Genomic DNA, 20,686 nt, shown 5'->3' with positions numbered 1-20,686 from the left:
TCCTCATTCCAACGTCGCCGGGCAGCGGAAATCCCTGAGCTCCCGCATCAGGAAGGGCACGGTGATGGAGTCGAACTCCAGCCGGAACTTGACCGGCCTCCCGCCCACGTTCTGCGTGATGTCCACGGCAGAGCCCTGCGGGCGCCCCCGTCCGCGTTCCAGGAAGCTGAGGATCGCCCACTGACCCCCGTTGTAACCCTCGGTGTTCGAGGCCTCGGGCCGCTGCGGCAGGGCCGTCAGGATGATCTGCGACAGGTCGTCCGGCCAGGTCACGCGGGAGCCTGAGGAATTCGGCAGCAGCTGCACCTTGCGGTCCCCGAGGTCGAGATAGCTGCCCTCCACGAGGTCAGAGCTCTGCAGCTGCCGGATCGTGAAGACCACCGACGGCGTGGATGCATCTGGCGGGAAGAAGGCCTGCCGGATCCGTTCCGCCCGCGCGAACTGCGACAGCGTGCCTGAGGCGAGTCGTGCACCAAGCGGGCTGTCCTCCCGCCCGACGATGGAGCCGTCGGCGGCGCGCTGCGTGTGGTCCCGCAGGTAGGTCTGGTAGAACTTGTCCATCCGCCCGTTGTGCCCGAAGAACTCTCCGAAGGCGTTGGTCGGGATGAACCGGTTTCCATTGGCGAAGGGCGCGAGGTTCTCGACGTTCTGGCGGCAATAGGCGGTGACCTCCTCCGCCAGCGCACGGTTCAGCTCCTTCATGCTGGCATTGGCCGAGATCGTCAGGAATTCGCGTTCGATCTGGTTGATGAACACGTTGATCTGTTCCGGGTAGAACGGCGTGTTCTGCACGAGGCTGTTGAGCGCATCCTGAAGCCCCTGCTCTTCGAGCCCAGTCGGACTGCGCGCGGCGGCCTGCCGGTTGGTGAGGATGTCCTTCAGCCCGTCCAGCACCACGTCCACCGGCCGGTTGCGCAGCACCGGGTCGCCCTTGACGAAGGCGTGCCATTTCTCCAGCGGCGCCTCGATCTGTTCAAGCTGCTGGCGCTGCAGCGGAGAAGCCGAGGCCGCCCCCGCCCTTCCCTGGAACTTTGCCTTGTCGCGGATCATGTTCAGCGCGATCCGCTTGAGCGCGCCGGACCGGCGCTCCACCTCGTCGAACCCCGCATCCGCCAGCTGGTTGCCGATGTCGCCCGAGGCCAGCGCCTCCGGCGACACCTCCGCCCCCTCGATCATGTCGAGGAACCGGCTGAGCCGCGTCTCACGGTCCACCGCCTCGGCCAGTTGCAGGATCGGCGAGGCGGCGGCGGACGACGCTACCGCCAGCGACGGGAACTGCGGCGCGCCGTTGGACATCGGCACCAGTTCGATCCGGTCGAGCATGCCGGTCCAGCGCGCCACGAAGTCGCGCCGGTAAAGCGCGTGCAGATCGCCCGCCAACCCGGTCAGCTGGCGTTCGTAATCCGCCTTCTCGCCAACTTCGCCCAGCACCCATTTCTCGTCTTCAAGCCGGGTGCGCGCGTTCTCCATCTCGTCGCGGAACGTGCTCCAGTACCCGCCATAGGTGAACAGCCCCGGCACGATCAGCGATTCCAGCGGTGTGCCGTCCGTCGTGCGGAAGACCTGGTCGATCTTCGCACCGCTCAGCTCCTCCACCACGCTGAAGGGGATCATGTCGGCGGCATCGCTCAGGATCGACGAATAGGCCCGTTCGGCGAGCGACAGCGGCGCGATTTCCTTCTGCACCGAGCTGATGAGCGTGCCGTTGGCCTTCACCAGCGGGGTGGATTTGTCGTCCAGCTCCAGCATGGCGGCGAGATGCGCCATCATCTCGCGATATTCGTTGTCCTGCCCGGGTTCGGAGAAATAGGGCAGCCAGGCCTCGGCGAAATAGGCCACGATGGACGGATCGTCCGCCTTGGCATTGGGTTCGCGCGCCAGCAGCATGTAGACCTTCAGCGCGTGATAGGCCCGGTCCAGCTGGCGGTCCGCCACCAGTTGCGGCAGCTCGTTCTCGAGGTACAGCATCATCCGCGGACGCAGGTGTCGCTCAAGCCCCATGTGATAGGCCGTGGTTGCCGCCGTCCGCACCGCCTTGCGCCGCGACAGGCCGACGCGTTCGTAGAACGGCTGTTCGACCGGATTGCCGTAACCGCCCGGAATTTCGCGCAGAACCGCCAGCGCGCTGATGGTGACAGAGGGATCGGGATCGGTGATCTCCGTCGCAGCGAACAGCGGCTCGGCTTCCTTGTGGTACAGCTGCGACTGCTGCTCCGCCGCCCGCACCAGTGTCGCGTTCTGCCAGAAGGCGTAGCCGAACAGCCCCATGGCGGCGAGACAGGCGACCGCGATCGTCAGCGACGCGACCGACCGCATCAGAGCCCGCCGCCGCATGGTGCGAAGGTCATAGCCGACCCAGTCCCGTTCCTCGAAGATCACCTTCTTGAGCAGGTCATAAAGGAAATAGCTCCGCCCCTTGCCGGACATGAACCCCAGACCGAGCCCGCCGCCGTCCCCGGCCAGATCGACAGTGCCAAGCACCTGATCGATCGGCGTGCCCTCCTGCGTGCCCGAGGTGAAGTAGAACCCGCGCAGGATCGCCCCCGTTTCCTGCGGTTTCTGAAACACCCGGCGCAGGAAATCGCTGACGTTGCGCTGCAGCAGCGCCATCTGCCCCGGAAAACCGAAAATCGAGATCCGGGTGACGCTGTCCGGCTCTTCGTTCAGCCGGTCCGTCACCTCGTCCGACAGGCGCGAGATCAGCGCATCGAATTCCGCCGGAACCGCGCGGTAGGTCTCCTCCTTGCGGTCGCCGGTCTGGAAGGTCACGCCCCAGACGTTCTTGCGCCGCTCCTCCCCGAAGGGGCCGAAGTATTCGCGGAAGCCGGCGATCATGTCCGCCTTGGTGAACATGACATAGACCGGCACGTCGATGCGCAGCTTCTCGTGCAGTTCCGACAGGCGCTTCCTCACGGTCAGCGCGTGGCTGTCCAGATCGTCGTCGCTGGCGGTCATCATGTCTTCGCAGGAAAACGCCAGGATCACCCCGTTGATCGGCTGGTTCGGCCGCGCGCGTTTGAGATGGTCGAGAAACGCCGCCCAGCTCATGTTGTCGGCGCGCGCGTCGCTGTCCTGCGTGGTGTAGCGGCCCGCGGTGTCGATCATCACCGCGTCTTCGGCGAACCAGAAATCGCAGTTCTTGGTCCCGCCGAAACCGGCGACGGCGGCCTTGTCCGTACCCGGAAACTCAAGCCCCGAATGGACCAGCGCGGTGGTCTTGCCCGCGCCGGGCGGGCCGATGATGACATACCACGGCAGGTCGTAGAGATAGGTCGCCCCGCCGTCCTTCTTCAGCCGCGCCAGCGCCTCCTGCATGCGTTCGGCCAGAACCGCGCCGTCCCCGACCGGGGTTTCCATCAGGCTCTCTTCCAGCTCCTGCGCGGCCTTGCGGCGCCGCAGGTAGCGGATCAGGTAATAAACCCCGATCGGCACAAGGATCAGCGCGATCAGTCCGCCGCGCAGCAGACCGGACTGGAGCAGCTCCACCCCCGTCATCGCCAGCCCGAACCAGATCGCCGCGCAGATGCAGAGCACGCCGAGAACGGTCATCGGAATGCGCGCCCAGGGTTTGCTCCAGAGCTTGGAGAGCCATCTCATTGCTTCTGTTCCTGCCTCAGAAGGATTTCCACCCGGCGGTTCTTGGCCCGCGCCTCGGGCGTGTTTTCGGTATCGAGCGGCTGGTTCGGCCCGACGCCGACGATGGTGGCACGGGTCGGATCGCTCAGCGTCTGCACCAGCAGGTCACGGACCGTACCGGCCCGCGCCTCCGACAGCGCCTCGTTGGTCTTGTAGCGCCCGGTGCCGCGCAGCGGGATGTTGTCGGAATGCCCCTCCACCACGATTTCGCCGGGTTCGGATTCCAGCACCGCCGCGATGATCTTGGCCATGGCTGAGAAATCCTCGCTCAGATCGGCCGAGCCCGACTTGAACCGCAGCACAGGCCCGACGCGGATGGCGATGTAGTCGCCCTTGATCTCCACATTGAGCCGGCCGTCGGCGATCTCCTCGGAAAGCTGGCCCTTGATCCGGTCCAGCTGCGCGGGGGCCTCTGCCTCGTATTCGGTGCGCTTGACCTCTCCGGTCGCCTGGATGATCGGACGGTCCGCCGGGTTGTGCAGGGCAAGGATCCGGCCCTGCGCCGCCTGCGCCTCCGTCGACAGGATCCACGACAGCGTGGCGAACAATGCAACCACCATCGCCGCCGCCACCCCGCCGACGATCCACATCGGCAGCACGGAACTCCGCCGCCGCCCGCCCAGGATCACCGGGGTCCAGCGCACCGACACGTCCTGACCGGGGCGCGGCGTCGCGGCCCGCAGTCTCTGGTAGACCTCGTTGCGCAGGCGGGTCAGCGCCACGGCCCCGTTCGGTTCGGTCCGGTACTTGCCCTCGAACCCGAGAGAGAGGCAGACGAACATCAGCTCAAGAACGTGCCGCCGCTGATGCGCCAGCCCGATCACCTGGTCGAGCCGCGCGAAGAACCCGATCCCAGCGGACCGGTCGTTCAGCAGTTCGGCCGCCATGGAGAACTGTGCCCAGTAGCCCGGATCGGACCCCGGAACCGTCTGCACGATGTCGTCCGCGGTGGCGGCCAGCGCATAGCGCGCGACCTCGATATCCTCGGGCGCGATGCCGGCGGACTGGGCCTTCTGCACGAAGCTGTTGATTTCCCGCACGACGTGGTCGCGCAGCGGGATCGCCTGCATCTCCACCATGCCGGTGCGCAGGCGGCCAAGCAGGATCAGCAGGTCCGACGCCGCGGCGATGATCGGGTTGGACGAGGTGCCGATGTCCAGCCCCGCCCCGCGCAGCGCGTCGTTGAAGGCGATGCGTGGCACCGACGGGGCACGCGGCGCGGCCTGCGGACGCTGAGCCGAGGGAAACTGCGGATCCACGTGCTGCGCGCCCGACGACCAGTTCGGATAGCCCGGCGCGGGTGGCTGTTGCGGCGGATGCTGCGGATAGGACGGTGCGGGATAGCCCTGCGGGGACTGGGTCCAGCCGGAATTGGACGGCGGGAACTGACCCTGCGGCGGCGGCGCGTAGGGCGGCTGCGGATAGGACGGTTGTCCATGCGACGGGGGTGCCTGATGCGGCGGCACCTGGGGAGACGGGGCCGACCCCGGCACGCGCCCCCCGAACCATGTGTCGTCCCCGCCCCGCGCGGGTGGCTGCGGTGCCGGATAGGGCTGCTGCGGCGGCTGGCCGTAGGGCGGCTGCTGACCATAGGCCGGGGGCTGCGGCGGTTGCGGATAGGGCGGCTGCGGGTAACCGCCCTGCGGCGGTTGCGCGGGCGGATACGGCGGTTGCGGATAGGGCTGTTGCCCCCCCTGAGGATGCGCCGGAGGCTGCTGCGGCGGATAGGGTGCCTGCGGCGGCGGCGCGGGCTGCTGCGGCGGCACCCGCATGCCGAAGACGGTCCGGTCCCCCTCACCCTGCCCCTGACCCTGCGCCGGAGGCTGTTGCGCCGGCGGCTGCCCCGGAGCCTGGCCTGGCCGCGGCGCCTGCGGCGGCAGCTTCTGTCCGAATACCGTGCGGTCGTCGTCGTTGTCAGCGGCCATGGCTTATTTCCCCGGTATCGCCCACAGCTCCAGCTCCAGCCCCGGCCAGGCCCCGGCGATCTGCAACCCGATGGTGGGCGCCGTCGAGAAATCCCGCCACAGCGGATTCATCTTGTCGATGACGAAGTAGACGTGGTTGGCCACCACCCGGATCTGGGGCGGCGGGTTTGGCGTGTGCACCAGGGTGATCCCCGGCAGGTTGTTGACGATCAGGTCCCGCATCCGCGACGCGGGGCCGAACTTGCAGAAGCTCGGGAACTGCTGCTGGATCTGGGTCAGCGGCAGATCGGCCTTCACCTCGATCACGAAGCTGGCGGTCGCGAACAGGTTCGGGTCGTTCACATCGGCGCGGAACCGGTTGTCGCCGCGATGTTCCAGCGGCAGCCGCAGCGCCCGGCCCACGTCGCGTGACAGAAGCCGCCGGATGTCCGCGATCAGCGGAGAGAACGTATCCTTCGGCTGATCGTGCCGGTAACGGCCATAGTCGCGCACCTTGCGGTCCTGATCCTCGAAGGTCGTCAGTTCCCCGGCCAGAGCCAGCAGCTGTTCGTACAGCCGCTCCGGATGCACCCAGGGCAGGTTCTGAAGGTGGCGCAGGACCGGCAGCACCCGGTTCAGCACCATCAGCATCAGGTAGTCCTTGTCCTGCATTCCCCCTGCGGAACTGGGATCGGCCGCATAGCGCTCCAGAACCTCGAGCCGCGCCTCGATCGCGCCGATCGTCGTCTTGAGGTATCCCTGGTACGCGCGGTGGCAGTCCAGCACCAGCCCGACAGGGGGCACGGTCTGGTCCAGCGTCACCACCGTCCCGTCGCGCACATCCGACACCCGGCCAAGACAGATCGCCTGGAACCCGTCCGGCGCCTTGTCGCGGATCGACAGTTCCAGCCGGGGGACGGCGATTTCCAGCGCCTCCTCGTTCCGGCTGGCGAGCGAATTGTCGACCACCTTGGTCTCCTCCCGGATCACGTAGCGGGTGCCCTTGTCCTCCAGCAGCCCCATCTCCTGCCCGTTCTGCGGCGCGTTCGGCAGGGTCAGCCAGATGGTCTTGCCGATGGCCTCCTCCGGCACATCGATCTCGCGCGGAAGGTCGTTGATCTGCGGCGCGGCAAAGGGCATCCCGTCCGGCATGATCCCGCTGATCTTGGCGAGCCCCAGACGACCCTGCCGCAACTGCGCGTCGTCGACCTCGAATTCCACGATACCCCAGGGATAGGGCGTGAGGTGTTCGGTCCGCGCCGCGATCAGCCGTTCGACGTATCTGTCCGCCTGTTGAAGGTGCTGCGGCTTTAGAAACAGCCCTTCCCTCCAGACCACCTTGCTGAATCGCGACATTCCCTCAACGGTCTCCCACTATGCCCGGCCTGTCTAACCGTCGTTCTGCAAATACATTTTTGTCCGCGCCGGGGTCCACGGTCAAGCGAAGTCCCCCGCCCGTCCCGTGCCGGTCCCGCGCCGACGCGGGCAACCTACGACTGTGAGCGGCATCCGCCAACACCTTTACGCAAAAACCGCCGGGCGCGCGGCCCGGCGGTTCAGAAGATGTGCCCCGGATCAGAACTGGAACCGGACCTGTCCGGTGATGCCCCAGCTTTCCAGGTTCCCGCTCTTGCGGCCATCGACCCGGAGCGAGGCATCGAACTGCCGCGCCCGGCCAAGCTGCCCGGGGTTCAGCAGCTTGGTATAGTTGATACCGGCGCTGAGTTCCCCGTAGGAGCCGAGGTTGTCGATGGTGAAGCTCGACGGGGTCCCGGCCGAGGTGAAGGTGCCCTGCAACTCGTCCGAGAAATCGTGGTAGTAGGTCGCCGTCGCAAAGTAGTTGATGGCGCTCTGCCCGTCCTCGGCGATCCGGCTGCGCGACAGCGTCGCCCCGGCAAAGGCGGTGCGGCTGGTCCGGTCCTGCGTCGCCAGAACGTCGCCCGAGGCGTTCACGATGTTGTCGAGCTTGGTTTTGGTGATCGCGAAACCGGCGGTTGGTACGAAGGCCAGCCCCGACACCCGTTCGATCGGGAAGGCGTAGCCGAGCGAACCGGAGATCGTGTTCGCCTCGCTCTTGTACTTGGTGTTGTTCAGACCAAGAGTCGGGTTGCCTGCCGCCGTCGCCGTGTTGGTGGTAGAGAACTCCGTATCCTCATAACGATACTGAAGGTCTGCGAAGAACCGGCCCCGGTTGGCGGACATGTAGACGCCGCCATAGGTCTGGGTGAATTCGGTCTTGGTCAGCGACAGGGTGTTGGTCGGATCAAGCACCCCGGTCACCGCGTTCACCCCGAAGACCGGGTTGGAGGTCTTGCCCTTGTTGACCCCGCCGATGGTCCCGAAAGCCATGTTCCAGCCGTCGTAATACCCGTCAAAGCAGGCGAGGTCGGCGCCGACCTGGATACCGCCGTAGTTCAGCCCGATCGGCGTGGTGCCGGACTGGCCCGTGGCATTGGAGAAGTCGCCCTCCGCATCTGCCCGCCCGCCGGTCAGGCGTGCCCATCCACCGTTGCCGCAGGGATTGCCGCCCTCTTCAGGCACGAAGCCGGCGACGAAGGGGCTCGTCGGACGATTGATGATCGTGCCGATCAGGCTCTGCGTCAGACCCACGGTGGCACCGAGCGAACCGACGCCCGAAGACAGGGAGGACTGCACGCTGACCGTCCCGACCCCGTCGTCGACCAGCACGTAGTCGAACGAACCAGAGGAGCCGAGGCCTGTCACGGTCCCGAAAGTCAGCGTGTTGGCGCCCGTGTACTGAAGCACCGTGACGTTCACGTTACCGCCGCTGGCGCCGCCCGTGTTGCTGAAGTTCAGGTTGTAGTTCGTACCGGTCAGCGTGCCCGTCGCGATGATGGCGTCGCCGGAGGTGGAGTTGGTCGCCAGGCTGATGTCGACGTTGCCTGTACCGCTCAGATCCGCGTTGCCGTTGACGGTCAGCGTCGATCCCGACACCCCGTCGTTCAGGTTCAGCGTACTGCCGGCCTGGGTCGTCAGACCCTCGGTCGTCGTGGCGCCGGTGGCGTTCAGGGTGCCCGCGCTGGTGACGTTGTTCGCGCCGCCGGTCAGGTTCAGGGTCCCGGAGTTGGAGGTCGTCCCCCCGGTCATCGTGCCGGTCACGTTCATGGTCCCTGCGTTGTCCACCGTGCCCGCGCCGCCGATGGTGCTGGCCCCCGAGAAGTTCAGCGTGCCCGCCGCGCTGTTCGTCGCCGACCCCGTCAGATTGCCGTTGAACGTCGACGTGCCGGAGTTGGTGAGCGCGCCCGCGAGATCTCCGTTGAAGGTGGCGGTGCCGGTGTTGCCAAGCATCGGCGTCGTCAGGGACGCGCCGGTGTTGACGGTCAGCGCACCGGAGTTCGTGGTCGCCCCGGTCACCGTCGCCGGGCCGTTCACGATGGTGGTGGCAGAGTTGTCGAGCGTGCCATCGATCGTCCCGCCATGGGTCAGCGTGGCCCCGGACTGGTTGACCACGTTGCCGGTGACCGTCCCGGTGGTGGCCACGGTCAGCGCGGCGCTGTTCGCGTTCACCACGTCATTGGTTGACGTCAGCGTGCCAGCCAGGTTGAACGCGGTTCCCGCCCCGGTGTTGAGCACACTGTCCGCCGTGACCGACGACCCGGCCGCGGTGGTGATGTCCGCCGCGCTCTGGTTGATCAGTGCGCCGCCGGCCGTCACGACGCCGGTTGCGGCAACCGTCATCGTCGCATCGGTTTCGTTGGTGATCGCTCCGGTCACGTTGGCCGTGCCATTCAGCGCGACCGTGCTGCCGGTGTCGGTGTTCTGGATGCTTGCAACACCCACGGTCGACCCGTTGGCAGCCGTGAAATCCGCGTCCGAGTTGTTGATCAGCGCGCCGCCGCCCGTGATCGTCCCGGTGCCCGAAACGGTCATCTGGCCGATGTTGCCCGCCGCCTGCGTGTTGGTGATCGCGGTGGACCCGGCAAGGTCCCCGTTCACCGTCGTGGTGCCGGTGTTGTTCAGCACCGGCGTCGTCAGCGTGTTGCCCGCGTTGACCGTCAGCGTGCCGGCGTTGTCGGTCGTTCCGTTGACCGCGGCATCGCCGTCCACGGTCGTGACGCCCGTGACAAGGTTGTTCAGGTCGCCGGTAATCGTGCCGGAGTGGGCCACGGTCCCCGAGGTCTGGTTGGTGACGGACCCGGCGACGGTACCGTCGATGTCGAGCCCCGCGCTGCGGGAGTTGGTAACATCTCCGTTGATCACGCCGCCCCCCGAAACCGTCATCGAGGCAGAGCTTTCGTTGACCACCCCGCTTGCCGCCGTCAGCGCGCCGCCCACGGTGACCGTGCTGCCGGCGCCGGTGTTCACGACGCTGCCCGCGATGCCGTCCACCGGGCTGTTGATCGACCCGGTGAAGCCCGCGGTGGACCCGGTGGCCATGGAAAAGCTCGCCCCGCCCTGGTTCAGCAGGGTGTCCGCCGCGGTGATGCTGCCCGCCGCGCCCAGGCTGAAGACACCGGAGGCCAGGCTGTTGGTGATCGTCGTCCCGCCAAGCAGGTCGCCGTTCAGGGTGAAGGTGCCGGAGTTGGTGAGCGTCGGCGTCGTCAGGCTCTGCCCCGCGTTCACCGTGAAGGTGCCTGTGCTGGCGTTCGTCGTCGTACCGTTCACGCTGGCCGCACCGTCCACCACCGTGGTGCCGGAGTTGCCGAGATCGCCGGTGATCGTCCCGGCAAGGTTCAGCCCCGCGCCCGCCGCGTTGGCGACGCCGCCGTCGACGGTGCCGTCCACGTCCATCGTCGCGTTGTTCGTCACGCCGCCCGTGGTCGTCACCGTCCCGGCGGCGAGCACGTTCATCGTCCCGTTGTTGGTCACCGCGTTGGCGCCCATGGCCACCGCCGACCCTATGTCGAGCACCCCGGTCGCGCTATTGACCAGCGCCCCGGTCAGGGTCATCGCGCCGGTCACGTCAAGGTCCGCTTCGTTGGTGACGGGCCCGGAGAACTGGATGCCCCCGTCAAGGTCGTTGGTGCCGTTGAACAGCGCGCCCGACCGCAGGATCACCGACCCGGCCGTGATCGACAGCCCGCCCGCATCGGTGATGTTTCCGGAATGGTCGAAGAACCCGCCGACCGTCAGGCTCTGCGCCCCCGCATCCGTCGCCGCGTCGAGCGTGCCGGAGTTGGTGACGTTGCCCGTCACCGACGGCGTGCCTGCCCCGGTCAGCCGGTAGGTGCCGGAGTTGTTCATGCTTCCGGCGGTGCCGCCGGAGTGGATGAAGGTGTTGGTGTTGGTCACCGCGCCCAGTGTGCCGCCGGTCAGGGTGAAGGTGGCGTTGTTGGTCACTGCCCCGGTCGTGCCGTTGTTCACCGTAACGTCGCCCGACGTCACCTGCATGCCCGCCAGTGTGCCCGAGTTCATGGTCACGGACGCGCCGTCGACCGTGGTGGTGCCCTGGATGTCGGCCCCGGCGATGGTCACCGCCCCGCCGTTCAGGTTTGCCGCGTTGGTGATCTGGCCGCCGTTCAGCGCAACCGGCCCGCCCGCCGTGGTAAAGCTGTCCACCGTACCGCCCGACATGGTCACCGACGTGCCGTTGGTCGACACCGCACCGACGGTGGTTCCCGCCAGTGAGCCGCTGATGTTCAGCGTGCCGGCGATACCGCTGACCGCCCCGACAGTGCCGCTGGTGATGGCCAGCGTACCGGTACCACCGACGCTGCTGGCTCCGGTCAGCGTGCCGCCACCGACGTTCACCGTGCCGCTGGTGACGGACGTTGTGCCGCTGATCTCGCCGCCGTTGATGTTGGACACCGACGCCGCGTTGTCGCTCGCGAGCGATGCCACCGTCCCGCCGGTCTGCGTCAAAGTCCCGCCGGAGTTGGTGACGGCCCCGACCGTGGTCCCGCCGAGCGTGCCGCTGATGTTGACCGCGCCGCTGGCGATGTCCACCGCGCCGGTTGTCCCGCTGGTCACGTTCAGCGTGCCGGTGGCGACCGAGGTCGCGCCGGTCAGCGTGCCGCCGCCCACGCTCACCGTACCGTTGGTGATGGTGGTGGTGCCGCTGACTTCGCCGCCGTTGATGTTCGACACCGCCCCCGCGTTGTTGCTGGCGAGCGAGGCGATCGTGCCCCCCGTCTGCGTCAGCGTCATGCCGGAGTTGGTTACCGCCCCGACACTGGTCGGGTTGCCGGTCTCGGCGACATTCATGTTGCCCGCCGACCCGTTCACCGTGCCGACCGTGCCGCTGTTGACGTTCAGCGTCCCGCCGCTCAGCGTCGTGGTCCCGGTCAGCGTTCCGTCGTTCGCGCCGTCGCCGACATTGACCGTGCCGTTGCTGATCGTCGTCGTGCCGGTGACGGCCCCGCCCGTCAGGTTGGACACCGATCCCGCGTTGTTGCTGTCCAGCGTGGCGATGGTGCCCGCGGTCTGGTTCAGCGTGCCGCCCGCGACCGTCACGTTCCCCGTGGTGCCGGAGGAATCGAAGGTACCGCCCGTGTTGACCGTCGTGTCGGCGCCGATCGTCCCGGCGTTGGCAAGCGTGCCGCCGTTCACGGCGACGGTCGTTGTCGCGCCGATCACCGAGGTGGCGTCGACGTTCAGGGTCCCGCCGCTGACCGTGGTCGTGCCGGTGACGCTGATCTGCCCGCCGTTCAGCGTCGTGGTCCCGGTATTGGTCACAACGTTGCCTGCGCCCTGCAGGGTCGAGGACACCGTTCCGTCGAGAAGCAGGGCCTGCCCGCCGACCGTGACCGTGCCGCCGGAGAGGTTGCTGTTCCCGCTCACGGAAATGTCGTTGATGGCAAGGTTGTTACCGGTCACGTCCACCGTGGCCGCCCCGCTGATGGCAAGGTTGCCGGTGCCGTCACCAAGCGCGTTGTCGTTGTCGATCACCAGCGTCCCGGCGGAGCCGACCTGGTGAGATCCGTTGAAGTTCGCGCTGTTGTTGGCGGTCAGCGTGAGCGTCCCGGCGGAGTTGAAGGTCAGAGCCCCCTCCATCTCCGCATTGATGGTCGCCCCGAAGGCGCCGTTGGTGAAGGTGATCGACCCGGCCACGTTCAGCGCATCCGGCCCGTTGATCGTGACCCCGTCCGCCCCGAAGCTCAGCGACAACGGGTTGACCGTCGTGCCGCCGTTGTTGATCGAGATGACATCGCCCGTGCCGGTGAAGGTGACGTCATCCGCGCCATTGACGAAGTTCAGCCCGTTGGCCACCCCGTTGTCCCAGTTCCCCGTCGCGGTATCCCAGTCACCGTTGCCCCCGGTCGACGCCCCCGGAGGATCGCCCGCCGGGTTCCAGGTCAGTGAATCCGCCAGCGCCGGACCGGACAGCAACGTGACGAGGATCGTGGTGGACAGGAACTGCGCGCGTTTGGAAGATCTGCGCACGGCACCGGACTGAATGTGGCCAGACATTAAATATCACCCTGTAAATTCCGCGGTCGCAGCCAAGGTCGCATTCTCGCCATAATTTAAGCAACCGATTTTTGGGCCGGATCCTGCCGCAGGGTCACTTGTTGCTAAACTGCGTCACCAATCCTGCCCGATCCGTGGCGACTGTCGCCAGGTATCGGACCACATAGCGCCTCTCGGTGCGAAATTGTTTGTAAAGGGATGGTGGGTGATGAGGGACTCGAACCCCCGACATCTTCGGTGTAAACGAAGCGCTCTACCAGCTGAGCTAATCACCCGACCCGGCAGCCCATAGCAAAAGCCCCCCGCGCCCCGCAAGAGCCATATGTCCGTCCCGCCCCTCCTCGTCTTCACCGATCTCGACGGCACCCTGCTGGATCATCACGACTACAGCTGGACCGCCGCCCTGCCCGCCCTGTCCCGCCTCCGCGCCATGGGGGTGCCGGTGGTCATCGCCTCCTCCAAGACCGCCGCAGAGATCGCCCCCCTGCGGGAGGAGATGCGCCTCGCCGCCTGTCCCGCCATCGTCGAAAACGGTGCCGGTCTGCTGCCGCCCCGCGCCACGCCCGATGAGACCGGCGATGCCTACCGGGATCTTCGCGCCGCGCTCGATACCATTCCGGGCGATCTGCGTGCCCTGTTCCGCGGCTTCGGCGACATGACCGATTCCGAGGTGGCCGAGAACACCGGCCTGCCCAGCACCGCCGCCACCAACGCCCGCCGGCGCGCTTTCTCCGAACCCGGCCTTTTCACCGGGACCCGCGAACAGGCCCGCGACTTTGTGAACGCGCTGGCGACTGCAGGCGTACGGGCCCGGCGCGGCGGACGGTTCCTCACCCTGTCCTTCGGCGGCACCAAGGCGGACCGAATGGAAGAGATCGCCGAAAGCTACGGCTCGCCCCTGACCGTCGCGCTTGGCGATGCGCCGAACGATGTGGAGATGCTGGAAAAGGCCGAACGCGGCTTCATCATCGCCAATCCCTCCGGCAATCCGCTGCCCGTCCTGACCGGCGAACGCGAGGGCCGGATACGACGCAGCGAAAAATCCGGTCCCGCCGGTTGGAACGATTGTATTCTCCGGCTAGTTTCGGAACTGGGATAGCAACACGGGGACATCGGGTGGCAGACTTTCATCAGAACGGCAACATCGCCACCCTTCACAACCTGCGCACAAGATCGACCGAGGATCTGACCCACGAACTGGTCAGCTATTCCACTTCGCGCAAGATCTCCCTGATCCTCCCCTCGCTCTATTCCGAGCTTGAGGGCGAGGCGCTGCCAAACATCCTGAACGAACTGGCGCAGGTCCCTTATCTGCATCGCATCGTCATCGGGCTGGACCGCGCGGACGAACAGCAGTACCGCCACGCCCGCGAATTCTTCTCGGTCCTGCCGCAGAACCACGTGGTGATCTGGAACGACAGCCCCCGGATGAAAGAGATCGAGGCGCGGCTTCAGGCCCTCGGCCTCGCCCCCGCCGAACCCGGCAAGGGCAAGAACGTCTGGGGCTGCATCGGTTTCCTGCTCGCCTGCGCCGACAGCGATGTGGTGGCAATCCATGACTGCGATATCCTGACCTATGAAAAGGACCTGCTGGCGCGGCTGGTCTACCCGGTCGTCAATCCGAATTTCCCCTATCAGGTGGCCAAGGGCTACTACGCCCGCGTCGGCGGCGGAAAGATCAACGGGCGGGTGGCGCGCATGCTTGTCTCCCCCCTGCTGATCGCGCTGAAACGGGTGATCGGGGACCGCGACTACATCGATTTCCTGCGCGCCTTCCGCTACTCGCTTTCCGGCGAATTCGCGATGAGAACGTCCATTCTGGCCGACCTCCGCATTCCCTCCGACTGGGGACTCGAGATCGGCGTCCTTTCCGAAGCCTGGCGCAACCTCGCCCCCAAGGCGGTCTGTCAGGTCGAGGTCGCCGACCACTACGACCACAAGCACCAGGACCTGTCTGCGGACGACAAGTCGACCGGGCTGTCGCGCATGTCCATCGACATCTGCAAGGCCATCTTCCGCAAGCTGGCCGCCGACGGCACCGTCTTCAACGAAGAGGTTTTCCGCACACTGAAGGCCACCTACTACCGCTCTGCCCTCGACCTGCTGGAGGCCTATTACAACGACGCCATGATGAACGGCCTCGCCGTCGACCGCCACCGGGAGGAGAAGACGGCCGAACTCTTTGCGGAGAACATCATGGAAGCGGGGCGCATCTTCCTCGAAAACCCGTCGGAAACCCCCTTCATCCCGACCTGGAACAGGGTGCATTCCGCCGACAATTCCCTGATGACCGACATGCTCAAGGCGGTCGCGGCGGACCTCAGGGACTACAGCTGATCCGGCACGAGAAAGGGCGCCGCGGGGCGCCCTTTCCGTCAGGAACCTTGCAGGTCAGCGACGCCACATTACTTGGGGGCCTGTCTGCCCCGCCGGATGCAAAGTCCCCCGAGCGCGCTCAGCAGCAGAAGGCCGGCTGCCGGCACGGGTATGGCGGGTGCGCTTGCAGGAACGGCCGCCAATGCCCTGATGTTGGTGAAGATGCCGGAGGACAGCGCCACCCGGCTCAGTTCGGCCCCGGTGCCGGTGTCGATGGAGATCAGGGAATCCGTCCCCGTATCCGTCGTCGCGTAGAGCGTGGACCCCGCGAAAGCCAGCGCCGAAATCCCCGCCGAAGTCACGCCAATGGTGGTCGTCGTGTCGAGCGTGAAGTCGTATCTCAGCAGCTCATCGGTGAAGACGTTGACCGAATAGCCGAACAGCCCGTCCAGGGTCATCGCGAAGCCAACCGTCGCCGCCACGCCGAAACTGCCGACGAAGGTCGGCACCGCATCGGTCTTGCTGATCGACGCAATGACGTCATGCGGGCTGCGGCCGTCGCGCGAATAAAGCGTGTCGTCCGGCCCGAAGGCCGCCCCGCTCAGCGAACCGATGTTGTCGGTGCCGATCAGGGTGTAGTCCCCGGTTGCCGGATCGATCGTTCCGATGGAAACGTTGGCAAACGGCGACCCGGCAATCCCCCAGAGAACGCCGTTGGAGTCGTAGGCCATGCCGCTTAGGGCAGTGGTGAGGGTCGCCGTGTAATCGCCCCCGATCGAGGTCACCGTGCCGGTATCGGAATCGATGGACACGATCCCGTCTTCGAGGCTGGAAAAGGCGGTGAACGTGGCAGCCTGCACACCGGAGGCCAGAAAAGGCAGAAGGGCGAGGCCGAGTAGTTTCTTGGTCATCTCAAATATCTCCGTCTGAAAGGACGTCAGGGACGCAATCACACACTTGCACATGCGCTATTTGAGCGGCGGCCGGGCAACACGGTCAAATCCGAAAATCGGGATTTTTCACAACGAAAATGGATGTTTCGGGGATACCCCGCCCGGAATGACGCGTCTTTCAAGACGTCGCTTCACTGCGCTGACACAACCGCTGCAGCAATTTTTTCAAAATGAAAAACGCGCCTTCGCGGGATTTCTACCGCTCCTCCGCACATTTCCCTTCTCACCATGACCGAATCGCCCGCGCACAGCGGGCGTTCAGGCCTCCCGCGACCAGGGTTTTTCCATCGCGGGGACACCCGCGGGATCGTCGAGATAGGATCGGATCAGCCGGGCAAAGGCGTTGCGCGCCAGCCGGTTATGGTCGCGGGAATGGCCGAGGCTGGCGACGAAGCTCCAGTGCGCATGCATCATCGACACGAAGAGGAATGACAGTTCTTCGCAGGCCGCCCCCTTCAGTGATGGATGGGCAATCGCCAGTTCATGCACGATCACCTGCCCAAGCACCCGGTACTGCGCACACATCTTCTCCCGCACCAGCGGCGAGCCGACGGAATAGGCGACCATGGCGTCGTAGGTCTCAAGCTCTGCCGGCATCGGGTGGTCCTGCGCGACGCCGAAGAAAAAATCGAGAAAGAAGTCCAGCCGCTCCACCTGGCCGATATCGACGATCCCGGAAATCAGCAGTCGCTGGTACACGCCCGACAGATGGTCGCAGAGGTCGCCGACCAGAACGTCCATGTCGGAATAGTAATACCTCAGCAGTTGCCGTGACAGCCCGGCCTCATGCGCGACATTCTCGAACGACAGCGCCTGCACCCCGTCCCGCGCCAGAAGGGCGGCGGCGGCGTCGAGTATCTGGGTCTTCTTCTCCGGCGACTGGCTGCGGCTGGTCACGGTCCCGCGTCTCCCTCCTCACGCGGCGCGGGGCATGCCCCCGCCGTCCGAATTGCATGCGCAGGCTGACCCAAGGTCAGGCGGCTGTCAAAGCGTGAGTATCCGGGCGAAAGCGGAATGCGGGGAATTCGGCAAGCCGATGGCGCGCCGGACCCGCTGCGACCGGGGTCAACGCGGTATCACCTCAGGCCCGGTTGGTGATCCACTGGCATTCATAGGGCGCAAAGCTGATCGCCGGCAGCGCCGGGTCGACCGACCGGCCCGAGATCAGGTCGACCCAGTCCTCGCCCTCGATCAGGTTGATGGCGAAAGGGTCGATTTCCACATGGTCTGCCGACACGTTGTGCAAGGCAAACACCGACTGATCGCGGTCGAGGCTCTGCCGCCAGAGACCGAAGATCCGGTGGTCCAGCTGCAGCGTGAACTGCGTTGCGTTCGGATGGAACGCGCGCTGGCGGCGACGGATGTCGATGCGGCGCTTCATCTCTTCCAGCACGATGTGCTGCGGGGTCTTCGGGTCGTCCAGGCGGGCCTGCAGCGCGCCGTAATCCCACCTGTGCCGGTTGATCGCGCGGTTATGGCCGGATTTCTCCACCCCCTCGTAGTCGTTCGGCGTGGCCAGAAGGGAGTGGATGTAAAAGGCCGGGATCCCCTCCAACGCCATGACCAGCGTCTGCGAGGCCAGAAACCGTTCGATCTGATGCGCATCCTCGCCCGCGAACGTGCCCTTCATCGCCTCGAACCAGGTGATGTTCAGCTCATACGGGCTCTCCCCGCCCCCCGGCAACGCGCGCATCGACACCAGACCGCCGAACCTGCGCACGGTCTCGATCACCTCCGCCGTTTCCTCCGGCTTCAGGATGCCCTCCGCCGGCCGCATCCCGACCCCGTCGTGAGAAGCGGTGAAATTCAGGTAGGCGCACCCAAGCTGCGCGGGCGGCATGGAGCCCTGCCAGCGGATCAGGTTCTTCGCCGTCCCGGCCATCATCGCATGCAGCACCAGCGGCGGCAGGGTGAAGTTGTAGACCGCGTGCGCCTCGTTCCTATTGCCGAAGTAGCTCAGGTTCTCGGCATTCGGGACATTGGTTTCCGTCAGCAGAATGAGCGGTTCGGTCGCGAAATCCGCCAGCAGCCGCATCAGCCGGACGATGGCATGGGTCTGCGGCATGTGGATCGACTTTGTTCCGATCTCCTTCCAGATGAAGGCCACCGCGTCGAGCCGCAGGATCCGCACCCCGTTGTCGATGTGCAGCCGCATGACCCGCAGGAATTCCAGCAGCACCTCGGGGTTGGAGAAGTCGAGATCGATCTGGTCGTGGCTGAAGGTGCACCACACATGGCGCGGCCCGCGCGAGGTCTCGACCTCCCGCAGCAACGGGCTGGTGCGGGGGCGGACGACGGTGGACAGATCGTCCTCCGGCGAGGCCTCGAAAAAGAACCCGTCGTAGGGCTCGTGCCCCTGAAGATACTCTGAAAACCATGTCGACTGCGACGAGACATGGTTCAGCACGAGGTCCGACATCAGCAGGAATTCCGACCCGATCCGCTTGATGTCGGCCCAGTCGCCCAGAACAGGGTTCACCGCACGGTAGTCCGTCACGGCAAACCCGTCGTCCGAGGTGTAGGGAAAGAACGGCAGGATATGCACCCCGTTCACCACCCCGGCCAGTTCGCTGTGCAGGAAGTCCCGCAACAGATCGAGCGGCTTGTGCTGCCCGTCCACGATGGAGTTTCCGTAGGTGATGACCAGCGCGTCCCGTTCGGACCACTGCCGGTTGCCCGGTACCCGGCCCCGGCGGCGGTGCGTGGTTCCTTCGGGCCAGAAGGCCTGTTCGATGCGGACGGCAAGGGAAATGGCGTCCTCACGCGGGTAGATCTGGCCGATCAGGGTCAGCAGGCGGGCGCGGAAGGTGGCGTCGATCTCTTGCATGGGGCCTCGGAGGTTTCCCTCAGTTTCCAGATCGGGGGGCCGGGGACAAGGGCACAAACGCCCCCGCCCGGCCTGTCCCGCCGCGATGCGGCAAAACCCGGCTACTGTTGCGGCCGTTCGGCCCATCCCGCGAAGATGCGTTCAAGCGCGACGACACCGTAGTAAAGCAGGATGCCAAGCAGGGCGAGCGCGATCAGAACCGCGAACATCAGCGGATAGTTGGAATTGATCTGCCCCGACTGGAACAGCGCGCCAAGCCCCCGCCCGTGCGGAGAAATGATTTCGACAAGGTTGGTGCCGATGAACGCCAGCGTGACCGACACCTTCAGCGCGCCGAAGAATTCGGGCAGGGTCTTGGGCAGCGCGATCTTGCGGAAGATCGTGAAGCGCGACGCGCCGAGTGAGCGGAGGATGTCGCGGTATTCCGGCTCCAGCGTCGACAGGCCGATGCCAACCGACACGGCAATCGGGAAGAAGGAGATGAGGAAGGCCATCATCACGGTGTTGAAGTTGTGCTGCCCGACGAACAGCAGCGCCAGCACCGGCACCAGCGTCGCCTTGGGGATCGCGTTGAACCCCACGAGCAGCGGATAGAGCCCGTCACGCGCGATCCGCGAGAACCCCATCACCATGCCTAGCAGCATCCCGAAGATCACCGCCAGCCCCAGCCCCGCCAGCGTCCGCCAGAGCGTCTGCCAGCCGCCGATCAGGAACAGCTTCCAGAACCGCGCATAGGCTTCCGGCAGGTCGGAGGGAGAGGCCATGACGTAATCCGGCCAGTTGTTCACCCAGACAAGGAATTCCCAGAAGGCCACGAACAGCGCCATGGCCAGAACCGGCACGCCGATCTTCTGCACCATCCGCATCAGTGCACCGCCGGACCGGGCTGCCGCCCCTGCGCAATCTGGATCTGTTCCCTGAGCGTCGCCAGCATGGCCGCGCATTCCGGAGTATAAAGCCCTTCCAGCTGTCGCAGCCCTGCCCCGCCGGGATAGTCCACGTCCAGCACGAACTGCGTCGTCGCGGGCCGCCCGGACAGAACGATTACCTGATCGCCAAGGTAGACCGATTCACGCAGGTCATGGGTGATCAGAACGGCGGTGAACGGCTCTTTCGCGCGCAGGGCATGCATGGTCTGCCAGAGGTCCTCCCGCGTGAAGGCGTCCAGCGCGCCGAAGGGTTCGTCCATGATCAGAACGTCCGGTTTGTGAACGATCGCCCGGCACAGCGAGGCGCGCTGTCGCATCCCCCCCGAGAGTTCCGACGGCCGCTTGTCCTGGAACCCGTCCAGCCCGACCAGCTGCAGAAGCTCCATCGCCCGCGCCTTCCGGTCAGGCTGCGACATCGACGGTGCGACGATCTCAAGCGGCAGAATGACGTTCTGCAGGATCGTCCGCCATTCCAGCATCACCGGGTTCTGGAAGGCCATGCCGACTGTCTTGCGCGGGGACTTCACACGCTCTCCGTGCAGCCAGACCTCGCCCGTGTCGGGTTTCATCAGGCCCGCCACCAGCCGCGTGAGCGTGGACTTGCCACAGCCCGAGGGGCCGACGACCGCCGCGAACTCTCCCTCCGGCACCGACAGCGTGAGGTTGTCGAGCACCGGCAGGGGGCCGTTCGGGGTCTTGTAGGCGTGGGTGACGCCCTTGATCTCGATAAGGTCTGTCATGGGCGTGCAG

At 66.0% G+C, this 20,686-nt stretch carries 11 protein-coding genes and 1 tRNA gene; 2 read left to right on the top strand and 10 right to left on the bottom strand.

All coding sequences use genetic code 11. From position 1 onward, the window contains the following. Positions 1 to 3: 3 nt before the first annotated feature. The 5 genes from tssM to IEV87_RS04310 all read right to left on the bottom strand — a co-directional run bounded on the left by tssM (position 4) and on the right by IEV87_RS04310 (position 13,186). Positions 4 to 3,597 (bottom strand): type VI secretion system membrane subunit TssM, encoded by a 3,594-nt coding sequence (tssM, locus tag IEV87_RS04330; protein ID WP_188476440.1) that lies wholly within the window; start codon positions 3,595 to 3,597, stop codon positions 4 to 6. Continuing rightward, on the bottom strand, positions 3,594 to 5,561 hold the full coding sequence (icmH, locus tag IEV87_RS22950) for a type IVB secretion system protein IcmH/DotU (RefSeq protein WP_188476439.1): 1,968 nt from the start codon (positions 5,559 to 5,561) through the stop codon (positions 3,594 to 3,596). The genes tssM and icmH overlap by 4 nt, the downstream gene beginning before the upstream one ends. Before the next feature lie 3 nt (positions 5,562 to 5,564). Next, positions 5,565 to 6,896 (bottom strand): type VI secretion system baseplate subunit TssK, encoded by a 1,332-nt coding sequence (tssK, locus tag IEV87_RS04320; protein ID WP_188476438.1) that lies wholly within the window; start codon positions 6,894 to 6,896, stop codon positions 5,565 to 5,567. A gap of 219 nt (positions 6,897 to 7,115) precedes the next feature. Then, positions 7,116 to 12,911 carry an S-layer family protein gene (locus tag IEV87_RS04315; RefSeq protein WP_188476437.1) on the bottom strand — a complete coding sequence of 1,932 codons (5,796 nt, stop codon included), beginning with the start codon at positions 12,909 to 12,911 and terminating at the stop codon, positions 7,116 to 7,118. Between the two features lie 199 nt (positions 12,912 to 13,110). Continuing rightward, positions 13,111 to 13,186 (bottom strand) — tRNA-Val (locus IEV87_RS04310). 47 nt (positions 13,187 to 13,233) lie between these two features. Between IEV87_RS04310 and IEV87_RS04305 the strand changes: the two genes are divergently transcribed. Both IEV87_RS04305 and IEV87_RS04300 read left to right on the top strand, forming a co-directional pair. After that, the gene (locus tag IEV87_RS04305; protein WP_188476436.1) at positions 13,234 to 14,010 is read left to right on the top strand and encodes an HAD-IIB family hydrolase; all 777 of its coding nucleotides are present in this window, start codon (positions 13,234 to 13,236) and stop codon (positions 14,008 to 14,010) included. Between the two features lie 17 nt (positions 14,011 to 14,027). Then, complete coding sequence (locus IEV87_RS04300) at positions 14,028 to 15,248, top strand: glycosyl transferase (RefSeq protein ID WP_188476435.1); 1,221 nt, start codon at positions 14,028 to 14,030, stop codon at positions 15,246 to 15,248. 68 nt (positions 15,249 to 15,316) lie between these two features. Here the strand turns inward: IEV87_RS04300 and IEV87_RS04295 are convergent, their stop codons facing one another. The 5 genes from IEV87_RS04295 to IEV87_RS04275 all read right to left on the bottom strand — a co-directional run bounded on the left by IEV87_RS04295 (position 15,317) and on the right by IEV87_RS04275 (position 20,676). Next, positions 15,317 to 16,138 (bottom strand): hypothetical protein, encoded by an 822-nt coding sequence (locus IEV87_RS04295; protein ID WP_188476434.1) that lies wholly within the window; start codon positions 16,136 to 16,138, stop codon positions 15,317 to 15,319. A gap of 300 nt (positions 16,139 to 16,438) precedes the next feature. Next, the gene (locus IEV87_RS04290) at positions 16,439 to 17,077 is read right to left on the bottom strand and encodes a TetR/AcrR family transcriptional regulator (protein WP_188476433.1); all 639 of its coding nucleotides are present in this window, start codon (positions 17,075 to 17,077) and stop codon (positions 16,439 to 16,441) included. Between the two features lie 184 nt (positions 17,078 to 17,261). Then, positions 17,262 to 19,007 carry a sugar phosphorylase gene (locus IEV87_RS04285; RefSeq protein WP_188476432.1) on the bottom strand — a complete coding sequence of 582 codons (1,746 nt, stop codon included), beginning with the start codon at positions 19,005 to 19,007 and terminating at the stop codon, positions 17,262 to 17,264. A gap of 101 nt (positions 19,008 to 19,108) precedes the next feature. After that, a complete protein-coding gene (locus tag IEV87_RS04280) occupies positions 19,109 to 19,873 on the bottom strand; it encodes an ABC transporter permease (protein ID WP_188476431.1) in 765 nt (254 codons plus the stop codon). Further along, positions 19,873 to 20,676 carry an ABC transporter ATP-binding protein gene (locus IEV87_RS04275; protein ID WP_188476430.1) on the bottom strand — a complete coding sequence of 268 codons (804 nt, stop codon included), beginning with the start codon at positions 20,674 to 20,676 and terminating at the stop codon, positions 19,873 to 19,875. Before IEV87_RS04275 ends, IEV87_RS04280 begins: the two co-directional genes overlap by 1 nt. Positions 20,677 to 20,686: the final 10 nt, after the last annotated feature.

Origin of the sequence: Primorskyibacter flagellatus (assembly GCF_014638275.1) — a bacterium.
Lineage (GTDB): Bacteria > Pseudomonadota > Alphaproteobacteria > Rhodobacterales > Rhodobacteraceae > Pseudooceanicola > Pseudooceanicola flagellatus_A.
Note: the sequence above shows the minus strand (reverse complement) of the source record. Positions and strands in the feature narration are given on the sequence as shown.